The organism is Streptomyces sp. NPDC014676 (genome assembly GCF_043084105.1).
Taxonomy (GTDB): Bacteria; Actinomycetota; Actinomycetes; order Streptomycetales; family Streptomycetaceae; genus Streptomyces.
This window is the reverse complement of sequence record NZ_JBIBZI010000001.1, coordinates 128,827-147,290: the sequence shown is the minus strand read 5'-3', so window position 1 is coordinate 147,290 and position 18,464 is coordinate 128,827. Positions and strand designations below refer to the sequence as shown.

24 protein-coding genes and 1 pseudogene are annotated in these 18,464 nt (G+C 71.8%); 6 read left to right on the top strand and 19 right to left on the bottom strand.

The window, feature by feature from the left end; all coding sequences use genetic code 11:
• Positions 1 to 5 precede the first annotated feature (5 nt).
• From ACF1DX_RS00670 to ACF1DX_RS00655, 4 genes are all read right to left on the bottom strand, one after another.
• Positions 6 to 419 carry a hypothetical protein gene (locus ACF1DX_RS00670; RefSeq protein ID WP_391789081.1) on the bottom strand — a complete coding sequence of 138 codons (414 nt, stop codon included), beginning with the start codon at positions 417 to 419 and terminating at the stop codon, positions 6 to 8.
• 63 nt (positions 420 to 482) lie between these two features.
• Positions 483 to 1,049: a DinB family protein gene (locus ACF1DX_RS00665; RefSeq protein WP_391789080.1), complete on the bottom strand. Its 567-nt coding sequence runs from the start codon at positions 1,047 to 1,049 to the stop codon at positions 483 to 485.
• A 198-nt stretch (positions 1,050 to 1,247) separates the two neighbouring features.
• Complete coding sequence (locus tag ACF1DX_RS00660; RefSeq protein WP_391789079.1) at positions 1,248 to 1,625, bottom strand: hypothetical protein; 378 nt, start codon at positions 1,623 to 1,625, stop codon at positions 1,248 to 1,250.
• Between the two features lie 129 nt (positions 1,626 to 1,754).
• Positions 1,755 to 2,321: a CGNR zinc finger domain-containing protein gene (locus tag ACF1DX_RS00655; protein WP_391789078.1), complete on the bottom strand. Its 567-nt coding sequence runs from the start codon at positions 2,319 to 2,321 to the stop codon at positions 1,755 to 1,757.
• 85 nt (positions 2,322 to 2,406) lie between these two features.
• Here ACF1DX_RS00655 and ACF1DX_RS00650 point away from each other — a divergent pair, with 85 nt between their 5' ends.
• Entirely contained in the window at positions 2,407 to 3,312 is a 906-nt protein-coding gene (locus ACF1DX_RS00650) for an alpha/beta fold hydrolase (protein ID WP_391789077.1), read from the top strand.
• A gap of 123 nt (positions 3,313 to 3,435) precedes the next feature.
• Here the strand turns inward: ACF1DX_RS00650 and ACF1DX_RS00645 are convergent, their stop codons facing one another.
• Positions 3,436 to 3,813, bottom strand: coding sequence for a MerR family transcriptional regulator (locus ACF1DX_RS00645; RefSeq protein WP_391789076.1), 378 nt, complete (start codon positions 3,811 to 3,813; stop codon positions 3,436 to 3,438).
• 75 nt (positions 3,814 to 3,888) lie between these two features.
• Here ACF1DX_RS00645 and ACF1DX_RS00640 point away from each other — a divergent pair, with 75 nt between their 5' ends.
• A complete protein-coding gene (locus ACF1DX_RS00640) occupies positions 3,889 to 4,617 on the top strand; it encodes an SDR family oxidoreductase (RefSeq protein ID WP_391789075.1) in 729 nt (242 codons plus the stop codon).
• A gap of 172 nt (positions 4,618 to 4,789) precedes the next feature.
• Here the strand turns inward: ACF1DX_RS00640 and ACF1DX_RS00635 are convergent, their stop codons facing one another.
• Positions 4,790 to 5,161 (bottom strand): winged helix-turn-helix transcriptional regulator, encoded by a 372-nt coding sequence (locus ACF1DX_RS00635; RefSeq protein WP_391789074.1) that lies wholly within the window; start codon positions 5,159 to 5,161, stop codon positions 4,790 to 4,792.
• A 79-nt stretch (positions 5,162 to 5,240) separates the two neighbouring features.
• Between ACF1DX_RS00635 and ACF1DX_RS00630 the strand changes: the two genes are divergently transcribed.
• The gene (locus ACF1DX_RS00630) at positions 5,241 to 5,651 is read left to right on the top strand and encodes a RidA family protein (protein WP_391789073.1); all 411 of its coding nucleotides are present in this window, start codon (positions 5,241 to 5,243) and stop codon (positions 5,649 to 5,651) included.
• 241 nt (positions 5,652 to 5,892) lie between these two features.
• On the opposite strand, the pseudogene ACF1DX_RS00625 reads toward ACF1DX_RS00630, so the two are convergent.
• The 6 genes and pseudogenes from ACF1DX_RS00625 to ACF1DX_RS00600 form a co-directional block, all read right to left on the bottom strand.
• A pseudogene (locus ACF1DX_RS00625) lies at positions 5,893 to 6,135 on the bottom strand (hypothetical protein); the annotation flags it as partial.
• Between the two features lie 43 nt (positions 6,136 to 6,178).
• Positions 6,179 to 6,766: a L,D-transpeptidase gene (locus tag ACF1DX_RS00620; RefSeq protein ID WP_391789072.1), complete on the bottom strand. Its 588-nt coding sequence runs from the start codon at positions 6,764 to 6,766 to the stop codon at positions 6,179 to 6,181.
• Between the two features lie 149 nt (positions 6,767 to 6,915).
• Positions 6,916 to 7,266 (bottom strand): hypothetical protein, encoded by a 351-nt coding sequence (locus ACF1DX_RS00615; protein WP_391789071.1) that lies wholly within the window; start codon positions 7,264 to 7,266, stop codon positions 6,916 to 6,918.
• A gap of 369 nt (positions 7,267 to 7,635) precedes the next feature.
• Positions 7,636 to 7,824, bottom strand: coding sequence for a hypothetical protein (locus ACF1DX_RS00610; RefSeq protein ID WP_391789070.1), 189 nt, complete (start codon positions 7,822 to 7,824; stop codon positions 7,636 to 7,638).
• Between the two features lie 71 nt (positions 7,825 to 7,895).
• Entirely contained in the window at positions 7,896 to 8,024 is a 129-nt protein-coding gene (locus ACF1DX_RS00605; protein WP_391789069.1) for a hypothetical protein, read from the bottom strand.
• Between the two features lie 149 nt (positions 8,025 to 8,173).
• Positions 8,174 to 9,208, bottom strand: a complete 1,035-nt coding sequence (locus tag ACF1DX_RS00600; protein ID WP_391789068.1) for a peptidoglycan-binding protein — start codon at positions 9,206 to 9,208, stop codon at positions 8,174 to 8,176.
• A gap of 440 nt (positions 9,209 to 9,648) precedes the next feature.
• Between ACF1DX_RS00600 and ACF1DX_RS00595 the strand changes: the two genes are divergently transcribed.
• Positions 9,649 to 10,074, top strand: a complete 426-nt coding sequence (locus ACF1DX_RS00595; RefSeq protein ID WP_391789067.1) for an ester cyclase — start codon at positions 9,649 to 9,651, stop codon at positions 10,072 to 10,074.
• A 55-nt stretch (positions 10,075 to 10,129) separates the two neighbouring features.
• Here the strand turns inward: ACF1DX_RS00595 and ACF1DX_RS00590 are convergent, their stop codons facing one another.
• The 5 genes from ACF1DX_RS00590 to ACF1DX_RS00570 form a co-directional block, all read right to left on the bottom strand.
• Positions 10,130 to 10,675, bottom strand: coding sequence for a TetR/AcrR family transcriptional regulator (locus tag ACF1DX_RS00590; protein ID WP_391789066.1), 546 nt, complete (start codon positions 10,673 to 10,675; stop codon positions 10,130 to 10,132).
• Positions 10,676 to 10,690: 15 nt separating this feature from the next.
• Entirely contained in the window at positions 10,691 to 11,275 is a 585-nt protein-coding gene (locus tag ACF1DX_RS00585; RefSeq protein ID WP_391789065.1) for a sugar O-acetyltransferase, read from the bottom strand.
• Positions 11,276 to 11,334: 59 nt separating this feature from the next.
• The gene (locus tag ACF1DX_RS00580; protein ID WP_391789064.1) at positions 11,335 to 11,709 is read right to left on the bottom strand and encodes a VOC family protein; all 375 of its coding nucleotides are present in this window, start codon (positions 11,707 to 11,709) and stop codon (positions 11,335 to 11,337) included.
• Between the two features lie 192 nt (positions 11,710 to 11,901).
• Positions 11,902 to 12,378: a DUF2267 domain-containing protein gene (locus ACF1DX_RS00575; RefSeq protein WP_391789063.1), complete on the bottom strand. Its 477-nt coding sequence runs from the start codon at positions 12,376 to 12,378 to the stop codon at positions 11,902 to 11,904.
• 180 nt (positions 12,379 to 12,558) lie between these two features.
• On the bottom strand, positions 12,559 to 12,987 hold the full coding sequence (locus ACF1DX_RS00570) for an Hsp20/alpha crystallin family protein (protein WP_391789709.1): 429 nt from the start codon (positions 12,985 to 12,987) through the stop codon (positions 12,559 to 12,561).
• A 215-nt stretch (positions 12,988 to 13,202) separates the two neighbouring features.
• On the opposite strand from ACF1DX_RS00570, the gene ACF1DX_RS00565 reads away from it, so the two are divergent.
• Entirely contained in the window at positions 13,203 to 13,505 is a 303-nt protein-coding gene (locus tag ACF1DX_RS00565) for a hypothetical protein (protein WP_391789062.1), read from the top strand.
• Between the two features lie 24 nt (positions 13,506 to 13,529).
• Here the strand turns inward: ACF1DX_RS00565 and ACF1DX_RS00560 are convergent, their stop codons facing one another.
• Entirely contained in the window at positions 13,530 to 15,047 is a 1,518-nt protein-coding gene (locus ACF1DX_RS00560; protein ID WP_391789061.1) for an MFS transporter, read from the bottom strand.
• A gap of 306 nt (positions 15,048 to 15,353) precedes the next feature.
• Positions 15,354 to 16,736: a DUF445 domain-containing protein gene (locus ACF1DX_RS00555; RefSeq protein ID WP_391789060.1), complete on the bottom strand. Its 1,383-nt coding sequence runs from the start codon at positions 16,734 to 16,736 to the stop codon at positions 15,354 to 15,356.
• Between the two features lie 232 nt (positions 16,737 to 16,968).
• Here ACF1DX_RS00555 and ACF1DX_RS00550 point away from each other — a divergent pair, with 232 nt between their 5' ends.
• Positions 16,969 to 18,342, top strand: a complete 1,374-nt coding sequence (locus ACF1DX_RS00550) for an SGNH/GDSL hydrolase family protein (protein ID WP_391789059.1) — start codon at positions 16,969 to 16,971, stop codon at positions 18,340 to 18,342.
• The last annotated feature ends 122 nt before the right edge of the window (positions 18,343 to 18,464 follow it).

The following is an 18,464-nucleotide window of genomic DNA, read 5'->3' as shown; positions in this document are numbered from 1 at the left end:
CGCCTTCAGGCGGACGGCCGGCCGGCGAGCGGTGTCCCGGGGGCGGCGCGGTCCACGGCTTCGGTGAAGCAGGTCCAGCCGTCCACTTCGAGATCCCGCACCGACGGCGAGCTCTCCAGGACCGGCGCCGCGGCGTCGAGCAGGCGCCGGACCGTTCCAGGTTCGTAGAGGTTGAGCCAGGCACGGTCGGAGAGGCGTACGACCGTACCCGCCTCGAAGTACGCGTTCGAGATGACCCTGTCCGGGCCCGGGGCGAAGACCAGGGACAGCCGGCGTCGCACGCCGTGCGCCGGCGCCTCCGGGAAGAGGGAGAGGGTCACCCGGCAGTCGGGGTAGTCGGGTCGCACCCGCTGTCGGACCGTCCAGTGCCAGACCGTCCCGTTCGCCACGAGGCGGCGGACACGTCGCTCGTTCCCCATGGAGCCACCGTAGGGCACCGGCCCGGCCGGGCGTACGGGGGGCGGCCGTGCGGGGGCCGGCTGTCAGCTCGTGCCGGCCGGCGGGCGGTCGGCTGCCCGCTGGAGGCGGAGTTGGCCGATTTCCGCGACGTTCTTCATCAGTTCGGCGTTCACCCAGGCGACCATGTCCGCGACGGTGTACCGGGGGTCGTTCCGCCACGGGAACGGGGCGGCCGAGTCCAGGTCGGCGTCGGTGAGCCGGTCCAGTGCCTCCAGCCAGTCGGCGCGCAGACCGCGCAGCCACTCGGCGGTCGGCTCGCCCGCACCCGGCCAGGTGATGTCGCCCCGCTCCCGGGGCGTCCTGCTCCGGGCGTGGTCGATGGCCACGCTCCACCACCAGCCGATGTGCCAGCTCAGCCAGCCGATCGTCGGTACGGGAACCGGGTCGGGCTCGCTCTCCGCCCAGTCCGGCGTCCACGTCCCGTCGTCGGCCCGGCGCACCGTCCAGCAGGTGCCGACGGGCTCCCACAGGAAGTCGTCGGGTTCGAGCCTTTCCAGGTGGTACTCGAACAGCGACCACGTCAGGTCGAACTGCCGGCGCAGCAGGTCGAGGGCGTACCGCGAGGCGGGTTCGTTTCGGGAGACGGACACGGGCCGACCCTCGCACACCATCGGTGCCGCCGGGAATCGAATAAACGGGCCTTCCGGGTGACGGAGTCCGAGGGACGGCCGTACCGGCGTCTCCTGGCCGTCAGCGGTGGAGGCTCTCCCCGGAGACGCCACCAGCCGTGGGCCGGGGACACCCGTCCCGCTCCGGTGCCGCCGGAAACGACGCCTCGCTCGGGGCGGTCACCAGCAGGGACTGCCGTCGTCCTCACGCCAGGCGATGTCCGTGACGTACATGGGCATCGTGAAGTAGCTGCCGTGGTTGCTGGAGACGCATGAGGTCTGGGGCCCCTGATCCTCGTGGCCGACGATGACGTACGTCATCGTGACGTCCTGGGACGTCCTGTTGTAGAAGATGTGGCCGAGAGCGCTGCCGGACCATTCGTCGTCGGTCACCAGCGACGGCTCCATGTCCGTGTCGCCGTACCAGTACTCGGGCCAGACGCAGAACGTACCCGTCTCGCAGTTCCCGGTGGACCACGCCGACGCGCTGGGCGCGGATGCCATGACACCGAGGAAGGCCGCGGGTATCGCGGCGAAGGCGAGGGACTTCAGACGCATGGAGGACTCCGATCTCAGGACGTCACTGCATGCTCACAACAAACATGTTGAAACGTCAAGCATCGCTTTTCGGCCTCCCCGGCCGGTCGGGAGCCGCCTCGACGTGATCCCGCTGGCCGGTACGGGGTGTCAGGTGGTGCGGTGGCGCTGGTAGTGGCGGGCGACGCGGGCGCGGTTGCCGCAGCGGGCGGCCGAGCACCAGCGGCGGCGGGGGTGGGCCGGCAGGAACAGCAGGGAGCAGTCCTCGGCCGCGCAGGGGCGGACCGTGGTGATCGCCGGGTCGGTGAGCAGGTCGGTGGCGGCTTCGGCCAGCCAGGCCGCCAGCCGCGCGGCGGTCGGGCCGGTGCGGCGGGGAGTGGCGGTGACGGCCGTGCCGTTCCAGTCCAGTTCGCGGACGGCGGGCGCGGCGCCCTGGGCTCGGGTGAGGGCGTCCAGCGCTTCCGGTGGGGGCCGTTCGCCGACGCGGGCACGGTCGAGCGCGCGGGCCGCATGTGCGCGGACCTCACGCACGGCCTCCAGGTCGGCGTCGGTGAGTTCGGCGGCGGCGAACTCCCGCGCTTCGGGGGACCGGCCGGCCTGCAGGAGCAGCCAGGCGCGCAGGTCGTCCGGGCCGGTCAGCAGGTCGCCGACGGACGGATGGGTGTTGACCAGGTCCAGAGCCAGCGGCTCCCCGGTCAGGGGGACGGGACCACTCATGTTCCTAATGGTACCGGCAACGTTTGACACGTTAGCCAGTCGGACGGTACATCTAACATGTCATCAGCCAGAGAAGGAGTTAGTCATGGTTCGCTTACCGGTGGCCCGCATCGTTCACCGTCATCTCGAGGTCGACGGCGTCCGCGTCTTCTACCGCGAGTCGGTTCCCGAGCGTCCGGACGCCCCCGTGCTTCTGCTGCTGCACGGCTTCCCGTCGGCCTCGCACCAGTTCCGCCGGCTGATCGACGTCCTCGGCTCCCGCTACCGCCTGGTCGCCCCCGACTACCCCGGCTTCGGTCACACCCAGGCCCCGCACGACTTCGTCCACACCTTCGACCGTCTCGCCGACATCACCGAAGGCTTCGTACGGCGGCTCGGCCTGACCCGCTTCACCCTGTACATGTTCGACTTCGGCGCCCCGGTCGGCTTCCGCCTCGCCGAGCGGCTTCCCGAGCGGATCGCCGGCCTGGTCGTGCAGAACGGCAACGCCTACCAGGAGGGCCTGTCGGACGCGGCCCGCGACTTCATCGCGCTGCGCCCCGAGACCCCCGGTGCCGAGAAGACCGTCCGCGACCTGCTCACCTTGCCCGGCACCCGCGGCCAGTACGAGACCGGGGTCCCCGTCCCGGAGCTGCTGGCCCCCGACGGCTGGACCCTCGACCAGCATTTCCTGGACCTCCCCGGCCGCAAGGACGCTCAGGTGGCGCTGGCCTTCGACTACCGGTCCAACCTCGAACGCTACGACCGGTGGCAGTCCTGGCTGCGTACGCACACCCCGCCCGCCCTCATCACCTGGGGCGTCGGCGACCCGTTCTTCACCGAGGCCGGCGCCCGGGCCTATCCGCGCGACCTCCCCGACGCCGAGCTCCACCTGTTCGACACCGGCCACTTCGCCCTGGAAACACACCTGCCCGAGATCGCCCCGCTGATCGCCGACTTCCTCGACCGCACCTGGAGCACCGGCGATCCCGCCGTCCCCCTGCTGGGGTGAGGGCCCGGAGTGACCCCCGCACAGCGAATCGGGCCCGGGACCGGACCGGTTCGCCCATCACCGCCCACCGGAGCGTGCGGCGCCTTCCCGTCCCGACGCGGGGACGGACCTCGACGCGGTCGCCTACGGGTGCGTGTCCGTGATCGCGATGACCTCGTCGAGGCGGTCCAGGGCGGCCTGCAGGTCGTCGACCTTGGCCTGGATGCGGTCGCGCTCGGCGCGCAGCATGGCTCGTTGGTCGGCGTCGGTGTGCCCGGAGTCCCAGCACGGAAGGAGTTCCGCGATCCTTCGGCTGGTCAGGCCGGCGGCGAACATCTGCTGGAAGAAGCGCACCAGGGTGACGGCGTCCTGCCGGTAGAGGCGCTGGCCGGAGGGGCTGCGCTCCGAGATGAGCAGCCCCTGCTGCTCGTAGTAGCGCACGGCGCGTGTCGAGACACCGGCGGCCCGCGCCACCTCGCCGATGCGGACGAGCCGATCGGCCCCGGTCTCCGTGACGGTCATGGTGACGCCTCCCACCCCGGTCCTGACGATCAGCACTTGCCTTTGACGTTGACGTCAACTTTTAGCGTACCGGGCATGGACATCAACAACTCAGTCGCCCTTGTCACCGGAGCCAATCGCGGCCTGGGCCGCGCCTTCGCTCAGCGCCTGCTCGAACGGGGCGCCCGCAAGGTCTACGCGACGGCCCGCCGACCGGAGTCCGTGGACCTGCCCGGGGTCGAGGTGCTGCCCCTCGACATCACCGATCCCGCATCCGTGCGGGCCGCCGCCGAGGCGGCCCCGGACGTCTCGCTGCTCGTCAACAACGCGGGGATCAGTACGGGGACCGACCTGGTGACCGGTTCGCCGGCCGCGGTGCGGCACGAGATGGAGACCAACGTGTTCGGCCACCTGGGAATGATCCGGGAGTTCGCGCCGGCGCTCGCCGGGAACGGCGGGGGCGCGATCGTCAACGTCCTCTCCGCCATGTCGTGGTTCGGGGGCAGAGGCGCGGGCGCCTACCACCTGACCAAGGCCGCCGCGTGGGCCATGACCAACGGCGTCCGCCTGGAGCTGGCCGAGCAGGGCACGCTCGTCACGGCGGTCCACCTCGGCCTGGCCGACACCGACATGGCCGCGGGCTGGCCCGTGGACAAGATCGCGCCGTCGGACCTGGCCGACGCGGCGCTCGACGGTGTCGAGGCGGGCTCCGCCGAGGTCCTCGCCGACCAGTGGAGCCGGGACGTCAAGTCCCGGCTGCCGCTGACGCCGGAGGAGTTCAACGCCGCGATGGGCCGTGCCCTGGCGGCGCTGACGGCGGCCTGACGGAACCTGCCGGCAGGAGCGTGTACTTCGGTACCTGGGCCGGGCAGGCCGGTTCCGAGGAACCGATGACGGGTCCGGCAGGTTCACCGGAGGAAGGGTGGAGAGGTACGTCTCCTTGTCGGTGACGGCCGGAGCGTGCGGCGGAGCGCGGGTGGGCTTCCCGTTCCGCTTCTCACTCGGCGTCGAAGGCCTCCCGTGCCTCTTCGATCCGGGGCATGTACGTCCGTACCCAGTCCAGGAGGACATCGACGGGAGGGCGCATGGTCTTCCCCAGGGGAGTGATCCGGTACTCCACCGCGACGGGCCTGGAGCTCACGACCTCGCGTTCGATGATGCCGTTGCGCTCCAGCCTGCGCAGGGTGGCGGTCAGTGACTTCTGTGTGACCGAGGGGATGGCGCGGCGCAGCTCGTTGAACCGGCGCGGTCCCTCGCACAGCTCGCTGAGCACGCTCAGCGACCACTTGTCCAGCACTTGGTCGAGCAGTTCACGGTGCGGCGCCGGGATGCTCAGCTCGTCGTCACGGGGAGCGGCGGTATCGGTCATGAAACCTGGTCTCGTTGAAGTGTCCTGCGTCTCCTAGGTATCAAAGCTATACCAAGTCCGTCACCGGCAGGAGATCACCGTGCCCGTCCAACGTTTCACCCCTGAGGGCTTGTTGCAGCCCGCGCCTTACCATCACGTAGCCGTCGGCACCGGAAGTAGGCATGTCTACGTCAGTGGGCAGACCTCCAGTGTCGCGGACGGGACACCCGTCGCGGCAGGAGATCTCTCCGGACAGGTCGCACAGGCGCTGCGGAACACCGCACGCGGTCTCGCCGGGGCCGGGGCGACGTTCGACGACGTGGTGCGGCTGACGATCTACGTCACCCAGTGGGAGCCGGAGAAGATAACCGCCTTCATGGCGGGCGTCGAGAGCGTCGCGGACGAGATCGGGCTGCCGCAGCCCCTTCCCCCCTCGTCGCTCATCGGCGTCGACTGCCTCTTCGAGCCGGGCGTCCTCGTCGAAATCGAGGCCACCGCCCTCGTCGACTGACCGCCCGCTCGCACAGGCCCGTCCGCCCGGGGCAGGTGAAGGGCTCGCGCTCTTCGGCGGCGCGCGTTCGTGGACTGCGCGTGCCCCGGCCGGGCGAGGACGTCCGGTTCCGTTCTCCCGGTTCGTCTCCCGGAGACCCGCCCCATCGGTGGAGCGCCCTTGCGGCGCCCGACCAGCCGTTGCCGAAGCCCTCCGGCGGCCGGGGCCGCCGGAGGTGACGGAGCGGACGAGGAGCCGCACTTCAGCCGTCCCCGGGCCGCCACCCCCTACCGGTGGCGGCCCCTGGGCGTTCGGCGACCAGCCGTTCCGGGAACGCCTCCTCGTCCTCGGGTCTCGCGGATTCCGGGAGCATGCCGAGGAACTCACGGCCGACCGCGTCACCGGGAACCGCCGTGATGCCGGAGTTCTCGGCCTCGCCCTCGGCGACGGCGGACGATCACACGTCACCGCCCTGTACGTGCGGCGCCGCACGCGGGTCGTGCCGCGGGCGGATGGTCCGTCCGGTGTGCCGGGCCGCTCCGCCCGGGTCAGGGCACCACGCGCAGGTGGGTCGGCCAGCCGATGCGGTCGAGGAGGCGGAACAGTTCCTCGATGTCCGTCGGGTCCAGCTTCACGCAGCCGTTGGACGCGTAGTCGTCCGGGCCGTCCCAGCGGCGGGCTTCGGACGTGCCCTCGCCGCCGTCGCGGTTCGTCTCGGAGTGGATGAACAGCTCCGTGCGCGTCACCGTGCCCCGGGAGCACGTCATGTCCTGGAGACGGACGGCGTATCCCTTGATGAGGTCGCCGTCGTAGGTGCGGGTGCGGGAGCGGATCTCCCAGTTCCCGTCCGGCAGCCAACCCTTGGCGCGGGCGCAGTCGTCCTGGACGCCGAGGCCCGATCCGGCCCGGTAGGTGGCCTGGAGTCTGCCGCCCCGGTGGACCGAGAGCGTCGAGTCGGTGGGGCCGTCGGGGTTCTTGTCGAAGACCAGGGTGGTCGCCGGCGCCGCCGCTCCGGGCTCGGCTCCGGCTCCGGTTCCGGCGGGGGTGCCCGCGAGGGCGGGCGGGGTGAGGGCCAGGGCGGTCATCACCGTCCACGCCGTGAGGAGGTCGCGCAGGGAGCCCTTGTCCGCGTTCACGTGCCTGCCTCGTTCCTCGTTCTTTCCTCGCGGCCGGTTCCGCCGGTCGTGCAGGGACGGGGTGCGCGCCCGCCCGGGCTCCCCCGCCGGGCGGGTGCGCACCCCCGGACGTTCCGGGGCGGGCGTCACCGCCCGCCCCGGAGCGGGGTTCAGGCGATGGCCAGGCGCACCTGGGCCGAGTCCGTCCCGGCGAAGGTGAAGTCGAACTGCTCGCGGACACCGGAGCCGCAGGCCTGCTTCGTGCGGTACTCGCCGTTGCCGCCGACGATGCGGACCATGGCGCACTTGTTGTCCATGCGGGTGTCCTCGAGCCAGCCGGACACCCGTACGCCGCCGCCCGTGCAGCTCAGGGACCAGCTGGCGATCGCGCCGTCGATCTTCGGGGACGCCGTGGACGGGCAGGTGGCGGCGCTCGCCGTGCCGGCGGCGCCGAAGGCGAGCCCACCGGCGAGGACGATCGTCGAGAGCGCGGACATGACGGACTTGCGGACAGCGGACATGGAGGTACCCCTTCAGGTGGAGAGTGGTCAGGAAGCGCACCGGCGCCACGCCCCGGGCACGCCGTCCGCCGACGAGGGCGGATCGGGGTGGCCGGGGAGCGCCGGGCACAGCAACCAGACTGACCGTGGGAACGGGGTGCGGGAAGACATTCCGGGGGGTCTGCACAGGCGCATCCATGCAGGCTCCGTGCAGCGCCTGGGAAGGGAGTCTGACCTGCCGTTATGACGGTCGGGAGAGGAAGTCGCGCATCATGCGGCACGGGGGCGGGCTGCGTGCATGCGGACCGTCCGCCCCGGGTCCGGACCCAAGGCGCGGTCACTGCCCCCCACGACGGTCCGGGGCGTCCGCCTGTCTCGCTTTCCTCCGCTTCATCCGCCCACCGTGGCGTAGAGCAGTCCCAGGATCACCAGGACCGTCCCGACCAGACGGAAGGCGAGCACGTTCGATGCCTCGAACCGGCCGCTGGACCGCCCGCTGAGCGTGCTCGCCACGCGCGGGCCCACGAGAGCCAGGGCCAGCCCGAACAAGGCGATGAGAACACCCACGACGATGGTCATACCGGCATCTCCTGACTGTCAGCGGTGGAGGCCTCTCCGACGGAGAGACCTCCACCCGTGTGGTCGACCGGTCAGCGCCGCCGCTTGGCGTACATGACACCGACGAAGATCATGGCTGCGACGAACAAGCCGATGGCCAGATAAGGCGACCAGGACGGCCCGTCGGGCCGGTCACCGGCGACTTGGATCAGAGCGAGCATGCATGGTCTCCCGAGGGGCCAGAAGGTGTACTCGATGGAGTTCAACGTGCCCCGGGTTCCCGGTTGAATCCCCCGTCGGAGAAGTGGACGGCGGGCGTGCGGGCCGCCTCCCGTAAGGACGACTCACGCGGGCGGGCCGCCCGGTTCGCTCACGCCGGTGTGGACGGTGGCGGGCTCGTAGGGCTCTGGTAGGTGGGGGCGGCGGACGGCGGGCGCTGGAACACCAGCAGGGCCAGCCAGGTGTCGACGTCCGCCCTGCCGCTCGGCCGCAGGCCGTGGTGGCTGTGGTGGCGCTGGAAGTACTTCAGGTCCTCGGCGGTCGCCGCGGTGAACTCCCCCGACACCTCCGTGCCTCCCTGGCCCGTGTTGTGCAGGAGTTCCTGGAGGGCCAGGACCGCGTGCCCGTCGGCTCCGCGCCCGAGGGGGATCACCAGTTCGGGCCAGGTGTCCTTGCCCACCTTGCCGTCGGACGACAGGTTGTTCCTGCGCTGGAAGTCCATGACGGCGTCCTGGGTCTCGTCCCCGAAGAACCCGTCCGTCCTCACCTCGTAGCCGTGTGCCCTCAGCAGGTGCTGCAGGGCGCGGCCGGGGGTGAAGTGGTCCTCCTTCCGCTTCTTCAGCAGCGGCCACTCCAGCGGCGCGCCGCTCACCGGGACGGCGCCGGCCGCCACGCTGTCGGCCGCGGTCCCGGGGCGGGGGGCGTACTGGTCGCGCACGACCGCCCCGGCGACGAAGGCCAGCACCGTCACTGCGGCCACCAGGGCCGGCAGCGCCCACCGGGACCGTCCCGGCCGGCCCGGGGTGCCGCGCCCGCCCGTGCCGTCCGCGGCACCGGCCGCGTCGGCGGGCTCCGGGCCGTTGCCGACGGCCGCCGCCTGGCCGCTGCTCTCCTCCAGCACCGCCCTGCACAGCTCCCGTGCCTGTTCCAGCTCCGCCGCCGGGGCGCGCAGGTGGGTGTGGAGCGCCTCCACCACCCTCGGTGGCGCGGTCGACGCGTGCTTCGGGTTGAGGTAGCGGGAGAGCGTCGTCTGGTCGATGCCCAGTTTCGAGGCCAGTGCCTGCTGTGTGGGCCGTGTGCCGCCGGGCGCGGTGCTCCCGGCCTCCTCCCACCAGCGTCGCAGCAGTCGCGCCAGCCGCTCCCCCGGCCGTTGCCCCTGGTCCTGGACCTCCGGCTCGTGCGCCATGTGTCTCTCCCCGTGGTCGTGCGGAACGGCCGGGCGTCCACGCCGCCTGCATCGCTGCATAACGGCAGGTCGATCGCGTGCATGGCGGTGAGTGCGGAGGCATCGGCCCACAGCGGCGCAGATCGTAGCGATGCCGGGCGAAGCGTCCGGCACCTCCGCCGCGGGCCGTCCGCGGCTCCGCGCGGCCGTCGGACGTTCCGCGGCTCCGCGACAGGGCTGCCCACGGCCCCTGCGGGGAGCCGCGCCGAACACCGGCACGGAGCGTACGCGTTCACCCGGACGTGTGCCGGTGCGGCACCCGCCGCTCACCCACAGGGAGGACGGCCGTGCAGCGGCGGGGAGGACGATCCGGTGTCGTCCCGCGCGTCGTGTCACATGTGCGGCGGCCGTGTCGTCGTATCGCTGAGGCAGTGTCCAGCAGAGAACAGGGGTGAGTCCGTATGCCGGCAGCGAGCAACGCGGCGGTGCTCGACCGTTTCCACTCCGCCGTGAACAGCGGCGATCCGGAGGTCATCGCGAAGGCCGTCGACGAACTCGTCGCGCCCGACCTGCTCTTCCACGCGCCGGTACCGATGGGCGTGACGGGTGCGGAAGCGCTGAAGCGGGTGTGGGAGGTGCTGTTGCGGGCGTTCCCCGACCTCCATGTCGCCGTCGAGGAGACGATCGCGGAGGGGGACAAGGTCGTCTGCAGGAACACGGTGACCGGGACCCATCGAGGCGAGTACCGGGGGCTGCCGCCCACCGGGAAGTCCGTCGTCTACGGCGAGATCTTCATCTTCCGCTTCGCGGACGGGCGGATCACCGAGCTCCGGGGGGTCGTCGACGTCCTCACGCAACTGCGTCAGCTCGGCGCCCTCCCGTCCTGACGGGGCCCGGGGCCCGGGGGCTCGTCCGTAGGGGCGGCCCCCGGCCGGAAGCCGGTTACGTGTCCGCGGTGATACGGGAGACCGCCTCGCGGGTCAGTGCGCGGTCGGGCGGGGTGTCGTCCAGGGCCTGGTGGAGGGTCAGGCCCTCGATGAGGGCGTCCAGTCGGCGGGCCGTGGCGGCGTCGAAGTGCTGTTCCAGGAGGGTGCGGCTGCGGCGCATCCAGCGGGCGCACAGGGCGCGGTACGGCTCGTGGCGGGCGGCCAGGGTGTAGAGCTCCTGGACGAGGATCAGGTCGCGGCGGGGGCCCTCGGAGAGGGTGTGGATCAGGTCGGTGACCGCTTCCCGGGCCCGGTCGGGGGTGGTGGCGCCGGTGAGGTGGTGCTCGAAGAGGGCCACCACGTGGTCGGCGTAGCCGGTGAAGGCCTGGAGCAGCAGGTCGTCGATGCCGGTGAAGTGGTACGTCATCGAGCCCAGCGGCACCTTCGCGCGGGCGGCGATCTTGCGGTGGGAGACGCCCGCCACGCCCTCCTCGGCGATCAGGTCGAGCGCCGCCGCGAGGATGCGCTCGCGGCGGCGGGGGTCGGTGTGTCCGGTGGCCATGGCTCGTGGTGGGGCTCAGACGGTGCGGACCGGGCGGGCCGGGTTGCCGACGGCCACGACGTTCGCGGGGATGTCCTTGGTGACCACCGCGCCCGCGCCGATGACGGAGTTGTCCCCGATGGTCACGCCGGGGCAGATGATCGCGCCGCCGCCGAGCCAGACGTTGTCGCCGATGGTGATGGGCAGGGCCGCCTCCAGCTTGTCCCGGCGGGGCCGCGGCTCCACGGGGTGGGTGGGCGTCAGGAGCTGGACGTTCGGGCCGATCTGGCAGTCCTCGCCGATGGTGATCCGCGCGACGTCCAGGGCGGTCAGGTTGTAGTTGACGAAGGTACGGGCGCCGATGCTGATGTTGCTGCCGTAGTCGACGTACAGCGGGGGGCGTACCTCGACGCCCTCGCCCACCGAGGCGAGGAGCTCGGTCAGGATCGGCCTCGCCTCGGTGGGGTTCTCGGGGTAGGCGGCCTGGTAGCGGGCCGCGAGCCGCATCGCGCGCTGCTGGCGGTGGGCGATCTCCGGGTCGTCGGCGATGTAGAGGTCGCCCGCGAGCATGCGCTCCAGATTCGTGCGCGGATCGTTCGCGAAGTAGTCGTCCGTCGGCATGCGTACGATCGTACACTCTCGGATGTACGAACGTACGCTTCGGCCGTCGGGCCCCCGGTTCAGTCCAGGTCGCCGCGTTCCACGCAGAACTCGTTTCCCTCGGGGTCGGCCAGGGTGACCCAGCCTCCGCCGTCGGGGCGGGTGTGGTCGGCCAGTTGACGGGCGCCGAGCCCGATGGCGCGGGCGACCTCCTCCGCGCGGGTACGGCCGGTCGGCCTGAGGTCGAAGTGGAGGCGGTTCTTGGCGGTCTTGCCCTCCGGTACGCGCACGAAGAGCAGGCCGGGTCCGCCGGACGGGTCCGCGATCAGGGCCTCCGGGTCACCGGGCTTGTCGTCGTCGGCGAGCGGGTTGCCCAGCATCGTGCTCCAGAACGTGGCGAGGTCGTAGGGGTCACCGGCGCAGTCGAAGGTGACGTGACGGATGGTGGGGTTCAACGGTCCTCCGGGGACGGTCGGTCGGTGTGATGTCCGGCCCACAGGGTGGCGGGCGGGGAGGGGCGGCGTCGAACCGTTTTGCGGGCGGTGGCGGGATCCGGACGTGAGCCGGCCCCGGACATGGGTCCGGGGCCGGCTCACGTCGGGCGGTCTTCTCCTGTGCGGGGGTGTGCGGGGGCCGTGGCCCGGCGGTCACGCCGGGGACAGCTCCGCGCGGCCGAAGAGCAGGGCGTAGCCCGGCGGCAGCTGGGCCAGGACGCGGGTGACCAGGGCGTCGCCGACCAGTCCTGGCAGGACGCTCAGGACCGAGCTGACGTCCCAGCGGGCGGTCGCCGGGGTCGCGCCCTCGATGCGGGCGGCCACCGAGTCGACGAACTCCGCGGCGGTCAGTCTGCGGTTCACCGGGATCTGCGAGGCGATCACTCTGGCCGCCTCCTCGGGCAGGGCGCGGGCCAGGTCGACGCGCTCGTCGCCGACGACGTGGCCGCCGAGGGCGGAGAGGACGACCCGGGTGACGCTCTCCGCCTGCGAGCGTGTCGGGTACTGGCCCGACTCCTTCACCGCGTCGATCAGTTGATGCCAGCTGTCGTTCCGGGGCGCTGCGGCCGGGGCCGGGACGCCTCCGGCCGGCTTCGAGGTCGCGGGCTTCTGCGGTGTCAGCGTGGTCATCCGGTGTTTCTCTCCTTCTCCGGTTCTCCAGTGCCCCGGTCTCCGGTTCTCCAGTGCCCCGGTTCTTCCCGGGCATGTGCCGCCCTGCGGGTCGGATGTGCGCGGGGGCGCGTCCCGCGGACCGTGCGGGTCCGCGGGACGCGTGGGGTGAGCGGGGTGCGCGGGCCCCGCGAGGGGGTGTCAGCCGCCGATCTGCTTGCGGCTGTCGCCGCCGGTGATCTGGATGCGGCGCGGCTTGGCCTGTTCGGCGACCGGGATGCGCAGGGTCAGGACACCGGACTCGTACGAGGCGTCGATGCGCTCCGTGTCCAGGGTGTCGCCGAGGAAGAGCTGGCGGGTGAAGGTGCCGGTGGGCCGCTCGGCGACCACGGTCTCCGCGCCCTCGGGAGCCGGGGAGCGGCGCTCGGCGCGCACGTTGAGGACGTTGCGCTCGACGTCGAGGTCGATCGTCTCGGGGTCGATGCCGGGGAGGTCGAAGTGGACGATGAAGTCGTCCCCCGCCCGGTAGGCGTCCATCGGCATCGCCGTGGGGCGGCCGGTGGCGGTGGCACCGAAGACCTGCTGCGCGAGTCGGTCGAATTCGCGGAACGGGTCGGTACGCATGAGCATCACGGTCATCTCCTTCCGTGGGTGTCCTCTGCGATGCCCTTACGGTCTTGCCTTCTTATATAGCTCGGGGGAGGAAAGTTGACAAGCCCGGACTCAGGTTGTGTCACACGAGTGGCTGCGGACCTGGGCGCGGGGACCGCCTCCGGGAGCGCTAGCCTCGGAGTCCGGACGACCCCGGCCCGGTGGGCCGGGGGCAGTGGCAGGAGGCAGCAGGCATGACGAAGGTTCCCAGTTCCGTGGTGGCCGCGAGTGGACTCGTCGGCGGGTACGGCGTGGCCCGCTGGACCCGGAAGCGGCAGCTCGGCGGGGTCGTCCTCGCCGCCGCCGGGGCCGCCGCCGCGCAGCAGTGGCGGGAGCGGGCCGGGGGCCGGGCGGCCGGGGCGCTGTCGGTGGCGTACGTCGCCGCGTTCGCCGGGTCGCACCCGCTGGCGAAGAAGGTGGGCGCCTGGCCCGCCGTGTTCGGGGTGGCCGGTGCCGTGGCGCTCGCCTCGTGGGCGGTGGCGGACCGGCGGGGCTGAGGCACCGGTTCGCCACCGCCCGGCTCACGGTGTCGTCGGCTGCGGGCCCTGGCCGGGGTCCGTGGGGGTTTTGGCCTTTGCCTTGGACGCCGCCGCCGCGAGCGGCCTGGCGATGTCCTCCAGGGAGCGGCCTTCCGCCTTCACCGCGAGGAACACGGCGACCAGGCCCGCCGCGCACATCAGCCCTGCGCCGATCTGGAAGGCGAGGACCGTGTCGCCGACCACGCCCGATTCCGTGAGCTTCGCGAACAGCAGGGGGCCGCTGATGCCGCCGGCGGCGGTGCCGAGGGCGTAGAAGAAGGCGATGGACATGGCCCTGGTCTCCATCGGGAAGACCTCGGAGACCGTGAGGTAGGCGCTGGACGCGCCGGCCGAGGCGAAGAACAGCACCGCGCACCAGCAGGCCGTCATCGTGGCGGCGCTGAGCGAGCCGCGGTCGAACAGCCAGGCCGTGCCGAAGAGGAGCAGGCCCGAGAGCAGGTACGTGCCGGAGATCATCACCCGGCGGCCGACCGTGTCGAAGAGCCTGCCGAGCAGCAGCGGGCCCAGGAAGTTGCCGGCCGCGATGACGGCGAAGTAGTAGCCGGTGCTGCCGGACGGGACGTCGAAGAACGTGGTCAGGATCGCGCCGAAGCCGAAGGTGATGGCGTTGTAGAGGAACGCCTGGCCGATGAAGAGGGAGAAGCCGAGGACGGAGCGCTTGCGGTACTCGGCGAAGACGGTGCGGGCGATCTCGGTGAACGTGACGTTCTCGCGCTGGTGGATCGTCAGCTCGCCCTCCGCGCGGGGCAGCGGCTCGTTCCGCTCGGCCTCGACTTGGCGCTCGATGTCGCCGACGATGCGTTCCGCCTCCTCGTCGCGGCCGTGGATCAGCAGCCAGCGCGGGCTCTCGGGGACGTGACGGCGTACGAGGAGGATGACCAGGGAGAGGACGGCGCCGAGGGCGAAGGTCAGGCGCCAGCCGACGTTCGCCGGGAAGACGTCGGTGTTCAGGGCCAGGATCGACAGCAGGGAGCCGCCGACCGCGCCCAGCCAGAAGCTGCCGTTGATCAGCAGGTCGACACGGCCCCGGTACTTCGCCGGGATCAGCTCGTCGATCGCGGAGTTGATGGCCGCGTACTCGCCGCCGATGCCGAAGCCGGTGAGGAAGCGGAAGAGGAAGAACCACCAGGTGTCGAAGGCGACCGCGGTGAGGGCGGTGGCACCGAGGTAGACCGCGAGGGTGATCATGAAGAGTTTCTTGCGGCCCCAGACGTCGGTCAGACGGCCCCAGAACAGGGCGCCCGCGCAGGCGCCGGCGACGTAGAGGGCGGCGGCGATGCCGGTGACCTCACCGGAGGTGATGGGCAGTCCGCTGCCCGGTTCGGACAGGCGGCTCGCGATGTTGCCGACGACCGTGACCTCCAGGCCGTCGAGGATCCACACGGTGCCGAGGCCGATGACGACGGTCCAGTGCCAGCGGGACCACGGGAGGCGGTCCAGACGGGCGGGGATGCGGGTGGTGATGGTGCGTTGTCCGGTCCCGGGGTGCACGGTGGTCATGGGCTCCCTCCCTGACGAAGCGAACCTCCGTATGCCCCTGGGTGGGGGTTTTCACGCCGCCCGCTTTTACGCCGGGGCGTGCGGTGCGTGGTGCCGCTGCGGGTGCGTTGTGGTTGATCGCGCAGTTCCCCGCGCCCCTTGGGGGGCGTCCCGCCGTGGGTTCCTGCGGGTGCGTTGTGGTTGATCGCGCAGTTCCCCGCGCCCCTTGGGGGCGTTGCGGTCGCCGTTGGCCGGGAACGTGAGGGGGACGGGGGAACCCACGGTGGGGGCGCTTCCCAGAGGCGTGGGGAACTGCGCGGGCAACCGCTACGCGCCCAGGACCCGTGACACCGTGTAGATCAGCAGGCCGGCGAGGGAGCCGACCACCGTGCCGTTGATGCGGATGAACTGGAGGTCACGGCCGATGTTGGCCTCGATCTTCTTCGTGGTGTGCTCGGCGTCCCAGCTCGCCACCGTGTCCGTGATCAGGGACGTGATCTCCTTGCGGTAGGTGGTGACCACGTACACCGCCGCGCTCTCCAGCCAGCCGTCGACCTTGCCCTGCACCTTGGGGTCGAGCGACATCCGGGCACCGAGCGAGAGCAGCGAGGCACGCACGCGCAGGCGCAGTTCGCTGCGCTCGTCCTCCGCCGCCGAGACGATCATGGATCGTACGGCCGTCCACACGGAGGCGATCAGGTCCTGCACCTCGCCCCGGCCGAGGATCTCGCTCTTGAGGCGTTCGACGCGGGCGCGGGTGTCGGTGTCGGACTGGAGGTCGGAGGCGAAGTCGGTGAGGAAGCGGTCCAGGGCACCGCGCGCGGGGTGGGTGGGCATGTCGCGCATCTCGGTGACGAAGCGCAGCAGCTCCTTGTAGACGCGCTCGCCGACCTTGCGGTCGACGAATCTGGGGGTCCAGCCGGGCGCGCCCCCGTGGACGGCGTCCATCACGGTGTCGCCGTGCAGCACCAGCCAGTCGTGCGCGCGGCTGACGATGACGTCCACGGCCCGTTTGTGGCCGCCGTCGGCGACGATCCGCTCCAGCAGCTTGCCCGTGCCGGGCGCGATCTCCTGGGCGTCGGCGCGGCGGGTGATGGCCTCGCCGACCACCGCCTGGACGTCGGAGTCGCGCAGCACGGTCAGCGCGCCGCGCAGGGCCGCCGACAGTTCGGCGGTGACCCGGTCGGCGTGCTCCGGGACGGAGAGCCAGGCGCCGAGCCGGCTGCCGATGCCGACGGCGCGCAGCCGCTGCCGTACGACGTCCTCGGAGAGGAAGTTCTCACCGACGAACTCACCGAGGGAGACGCCGAGCTGGTCCTTCTTGGTGGGGATGATCGCGGTGTGCGGGATGCGCAGGCCGAGGGGGTGGCGGAAGAGGGCGGTGACGGCGAACCAGTCGGCGAGCGCGCCGACCATGCCGGCCTCGGCCGCGGCGGCGACATAGCCCGCCCAGGGGCCGGCGCCCTGGTGGGAGGCCCACTTGGCGAGGACGTAGACGACGGCGACGAACAGCAGCAGGCCGGTGGCGGTGAGCTTCATCCGGCGCACCCCGCGCCGCTTCTCCTCGTCCGCTGGGCTGAACGTGTTCATCGCGCGGTTGGTGAAGGCTCCGGTGCGGGCATGCTGGCCTTCGGCGCTCCGGCCGCCGCTTTCCGCCGTTACCGCCGCTTTCGCCGCTTTCGCTTCTTCTGTCGTTCCGGTCCGTTCCATCCGCTCCACCCGTCCGGTGATCCCTCACACATTGTCCCTTCCTGACCGACTCCTGGAACGCGGCAGGAGTTCCCGGCGTCCCTCCGGAGGGGGTTTGTCCAGGGGGTCACCCAGGGGGATCACCCAGGGGTTCCGCAGCGGTCCCTCGTGTCAGCCTTCCCCGCCCGTGGATCATCATGGGTTCATCAGATCGGAGCCTCCCGCTCCCGTCGTCCGAGGAGAACAGAACAGCATGACCCGGGGTCGTGACGGGGGCACGCAGGCGCCTCCCGCCAAGCAGCGTGCCCTGCTCGCCGCGGTCGTCGCCGCGGTCCTGGCGGTCTCCGCCGCCATCTACACCGGTGCCGGCATCGGAGACGGCGACGGTACGCGGGAGCGCGGCACCGTCGCCGGTGGCCGTGGTACGCAGAACGGCCCGGCCGCGCCCGCCTCCACCGGCACCTGGGTCGGCTCCTGGGCCACCTCCCCGGTCGGGGGCGAGCCCGGCACCGAGATGACGGGCCTCGCGGGCCGCTCGGTGCGCAACGTCGTCCACACCAGCGCCGGCGGTACGAGCGCCCGCGTCACGCTGTCCAACCTGTACGGCCAGTCACCGCTGACCCTCACGCACGCCTCGATCGCGGTGTCCGCGGACCCGGACACGGCGGCGGCGCTCGCGGAGACCGTGCGGCCGCTGACCTTCACCGGGAGTCCGACGGTCGTCATCCCGGCGGGCGGGCAGGTGGTCAGCGACGTCGTCCGCATCGCCGTCCCGCACGACGGGGACGTCCTGATCACGACGTACTCCCCCACCCCCTCCGGGCCGGTCACCTATCACCCGCACGCGCGCCAGATCTCGTACGTCGCCGACGGTGAGCACACCCGGGACGCGACCGGGACCGCGTACACCGGGCAGAGCACGTTCTGGCGGTACGTGACCGCGCTGGACGTGCTGAGCAACGAGGCGGACGGGACGGTCGTCGTCCTCGGTGACTCACTGACGGACGGCGTCACCTCGACGACCGGGGCGAACAACCGGTGGCCGGACGTGCTGTCCGACCGGCTGCGGTCGGCTGCCGCCGACGGACGGGACGTGCCGCGGTACAGCGTCGTCAACGAGGGGATCAGCGGGAACCGGGTGCTCACGGACGGGCTGGGGCGGCCCGCGGAGAATCCCAGTGGGCTGAACCGGTTCGAGCGGGACGTGCTGGGGCGGACGAACGTCGAGGTCGTCGTCGTCGCGCTCGGGATCAACGACATCCTGCGTCAGCCGGGGGCGGCCGATCCGGACGCGATCGTCGCGGGGCTGGAGGAGCTGGTCGCGCGGGGGCACGCACGGGGGGTGAAGGTCGTGGGGGCGACACTCATGCCGTTCCGTGGGCACCGGGGGTACACCGACGCGCGGGAGGACGTGCGGCGGGTGATCAATGCGGAGATCCGGGCGGGGCGGGTGTTCGACGCGGTCGTCGACTTCGACGAGGCGGTTCGGGATCCGTACGATCCGCGCCGGCTCCTTTCGGAGTACGACTCCGGGGATCATCTTCATCCGAGTGACCGGGGGTACGCCCGGATGGCGGAGGTGTTCGACCTGGACGATCTGAAGGGTGGGGCTCCGGCGCGGTTGTAGGGGGCCGGGGGGTGGGTTTTTCACCCCCGCCGCCCCTTCCCGTCCCGACCCCGGGGCTCCGCCCCGGACCCCGCTCCTCAAACGCCGGAGGGGCTGAGTTTCTGCCGGACGAGCCGGGAAAG

Coding starts and splice junctions, on each gene's coding strand:
- ACF1DX_RS00595 (WP_391789067.1), top strand. CDS start 9,649: ATGCCGGCAGCGAGCAACGCGGCGGTGCTCGACCGTTTCCACTCCGCC.
- ACF1DX_RS00585 (WP_391789065.1), bottom strand. CDS start 11,275: ATGCCGACGGACGACTACTTCGCGAACGATCCGCGCACGAATCTGGAG.
- ACF1DX_RS00655 (WP_391789078.1), bottom strand. CDS start 2,321: ATGAGTGGTCCCGTCCCCCTGACCGGGGAGCCGCTGGCTCTGGACCTG.
- ACF1DX_RS00555 (WP_391789060.1), bottom strand. CDS start 16,736: ATGGAACGGACCGGAACGACAGAAGAAGCGAAAGCGGCGAAAGCGGCG.
- ACF1DX_RS00590 (WP_391789066.1), bottom strand. CDS start 10,675: ATGGCCACCGGACACACCGACCCCCGCCGCCGCGAGCGCATCCTCGCG.
- ACF1DX_RS00650 (WP_391789077.1), top strand. CDS start 2,407: ATGGTTCGCTTACCGGTGGCCCGCATCGTTCACCGTCATCTCGAGGTC.
- ACF1DX_RS00550 (WP_391789059.1), top strand. CDS start 16,969: ATGACCCGGGGTCGTGACGGGGGCACGCAGGCGCCTCCCGCCAAGCAG.
- ACF1DX_RS00605 (WP_391789069.1), bottom strand. CDS start 8,024: ATGCTCGCTCTGATCCAAGTCGCCGGTGACCGGCCCGACGGGCCGTCC.
- ACF1DX_RS00635 (WP_391789074.1), bottom strand. CDS start 5,161: ATGACCGATACCGCCGCTCCCCGTGACGACGAGCTGAGCATCCCGGCG.
- ACF1DX_RS00670 (WP_391789081.1), bottom strand. CDS start 419: ATGGGGAACGAGCGACGTGTCCGCCGCCTCGTGGCGAACGGGACGGTC.
- ACF1DX_RS00570 (WP_391789709.1), bottom strand. CDS start 12,987: ATGCTCATGCGTACCGACCCGTTCCGCGAATTCGACCGACTCGCGCAG.
- ACF1DX_RS00640 (WP_391789075.1), top strand. CDS start 3,889: ATGGACATCAACAACTCAGTCGCCCTTGTCACCGGAGCCAATCGCGGC.
- ACF1DX_RS00560 (WP_391789061.1), bottom strand. CDS start 15,047: ATGACCACCGTGCACCCCGGGACCGGACAACGCACCATCACCACCCGC.
- ACF1DX_RS00660 (WP_391789079.1), bottom strand. CDS start 1,625: ATGCGTCTGAAGTCCCTCGCCTTCGCCGCGATACCCGCGGCCTTCCTC.
- ACF1DX_RS00645 (WP_391789076.1), bottom strand. CDS start 3,813: ATGACCGTCACGGAGACCGGGGCCGATCGGCTCGTCCGCATCGGCGAG.
- ACF1DX_RS00600 (WP_391789068.1), bottom strand. CDS start 9,208: ATGGCGCACGAGCCGGAGGTCCAGGACCAGGGGCAACGGCCGGGGGAG.
- ACF1DX_RS00565 (WP_391789062.1), top strand. CDS start 13,203: ATGACGAAGGTTCCCAGTTCCGTGGTGGCCGCGAGTGGACTCGTCGGC.
- ACF1DX_RS00615 (WP_391789071.1), bottom strand. CDS start 7,266: ATGTCCGCTGTCCGCAAGTCCGTCATGTCCGCGCTCTCGACGATCGTC.
- ACF1DX_RS00575 (WP_391789063.1), bottom strand. CDS start 12,378: ATGACCACGCTGACACCGCAGAAGCCCGCGACCTCGAAGCCGGCCGGA.
- ACF1DX_RS00610 (WP_391789070.1), bottom strand. CDS start 7,824: ATGACCATCGTCGTGGGTGTTCTCATCGCCTTGTTCGGGCTGGCCCTG.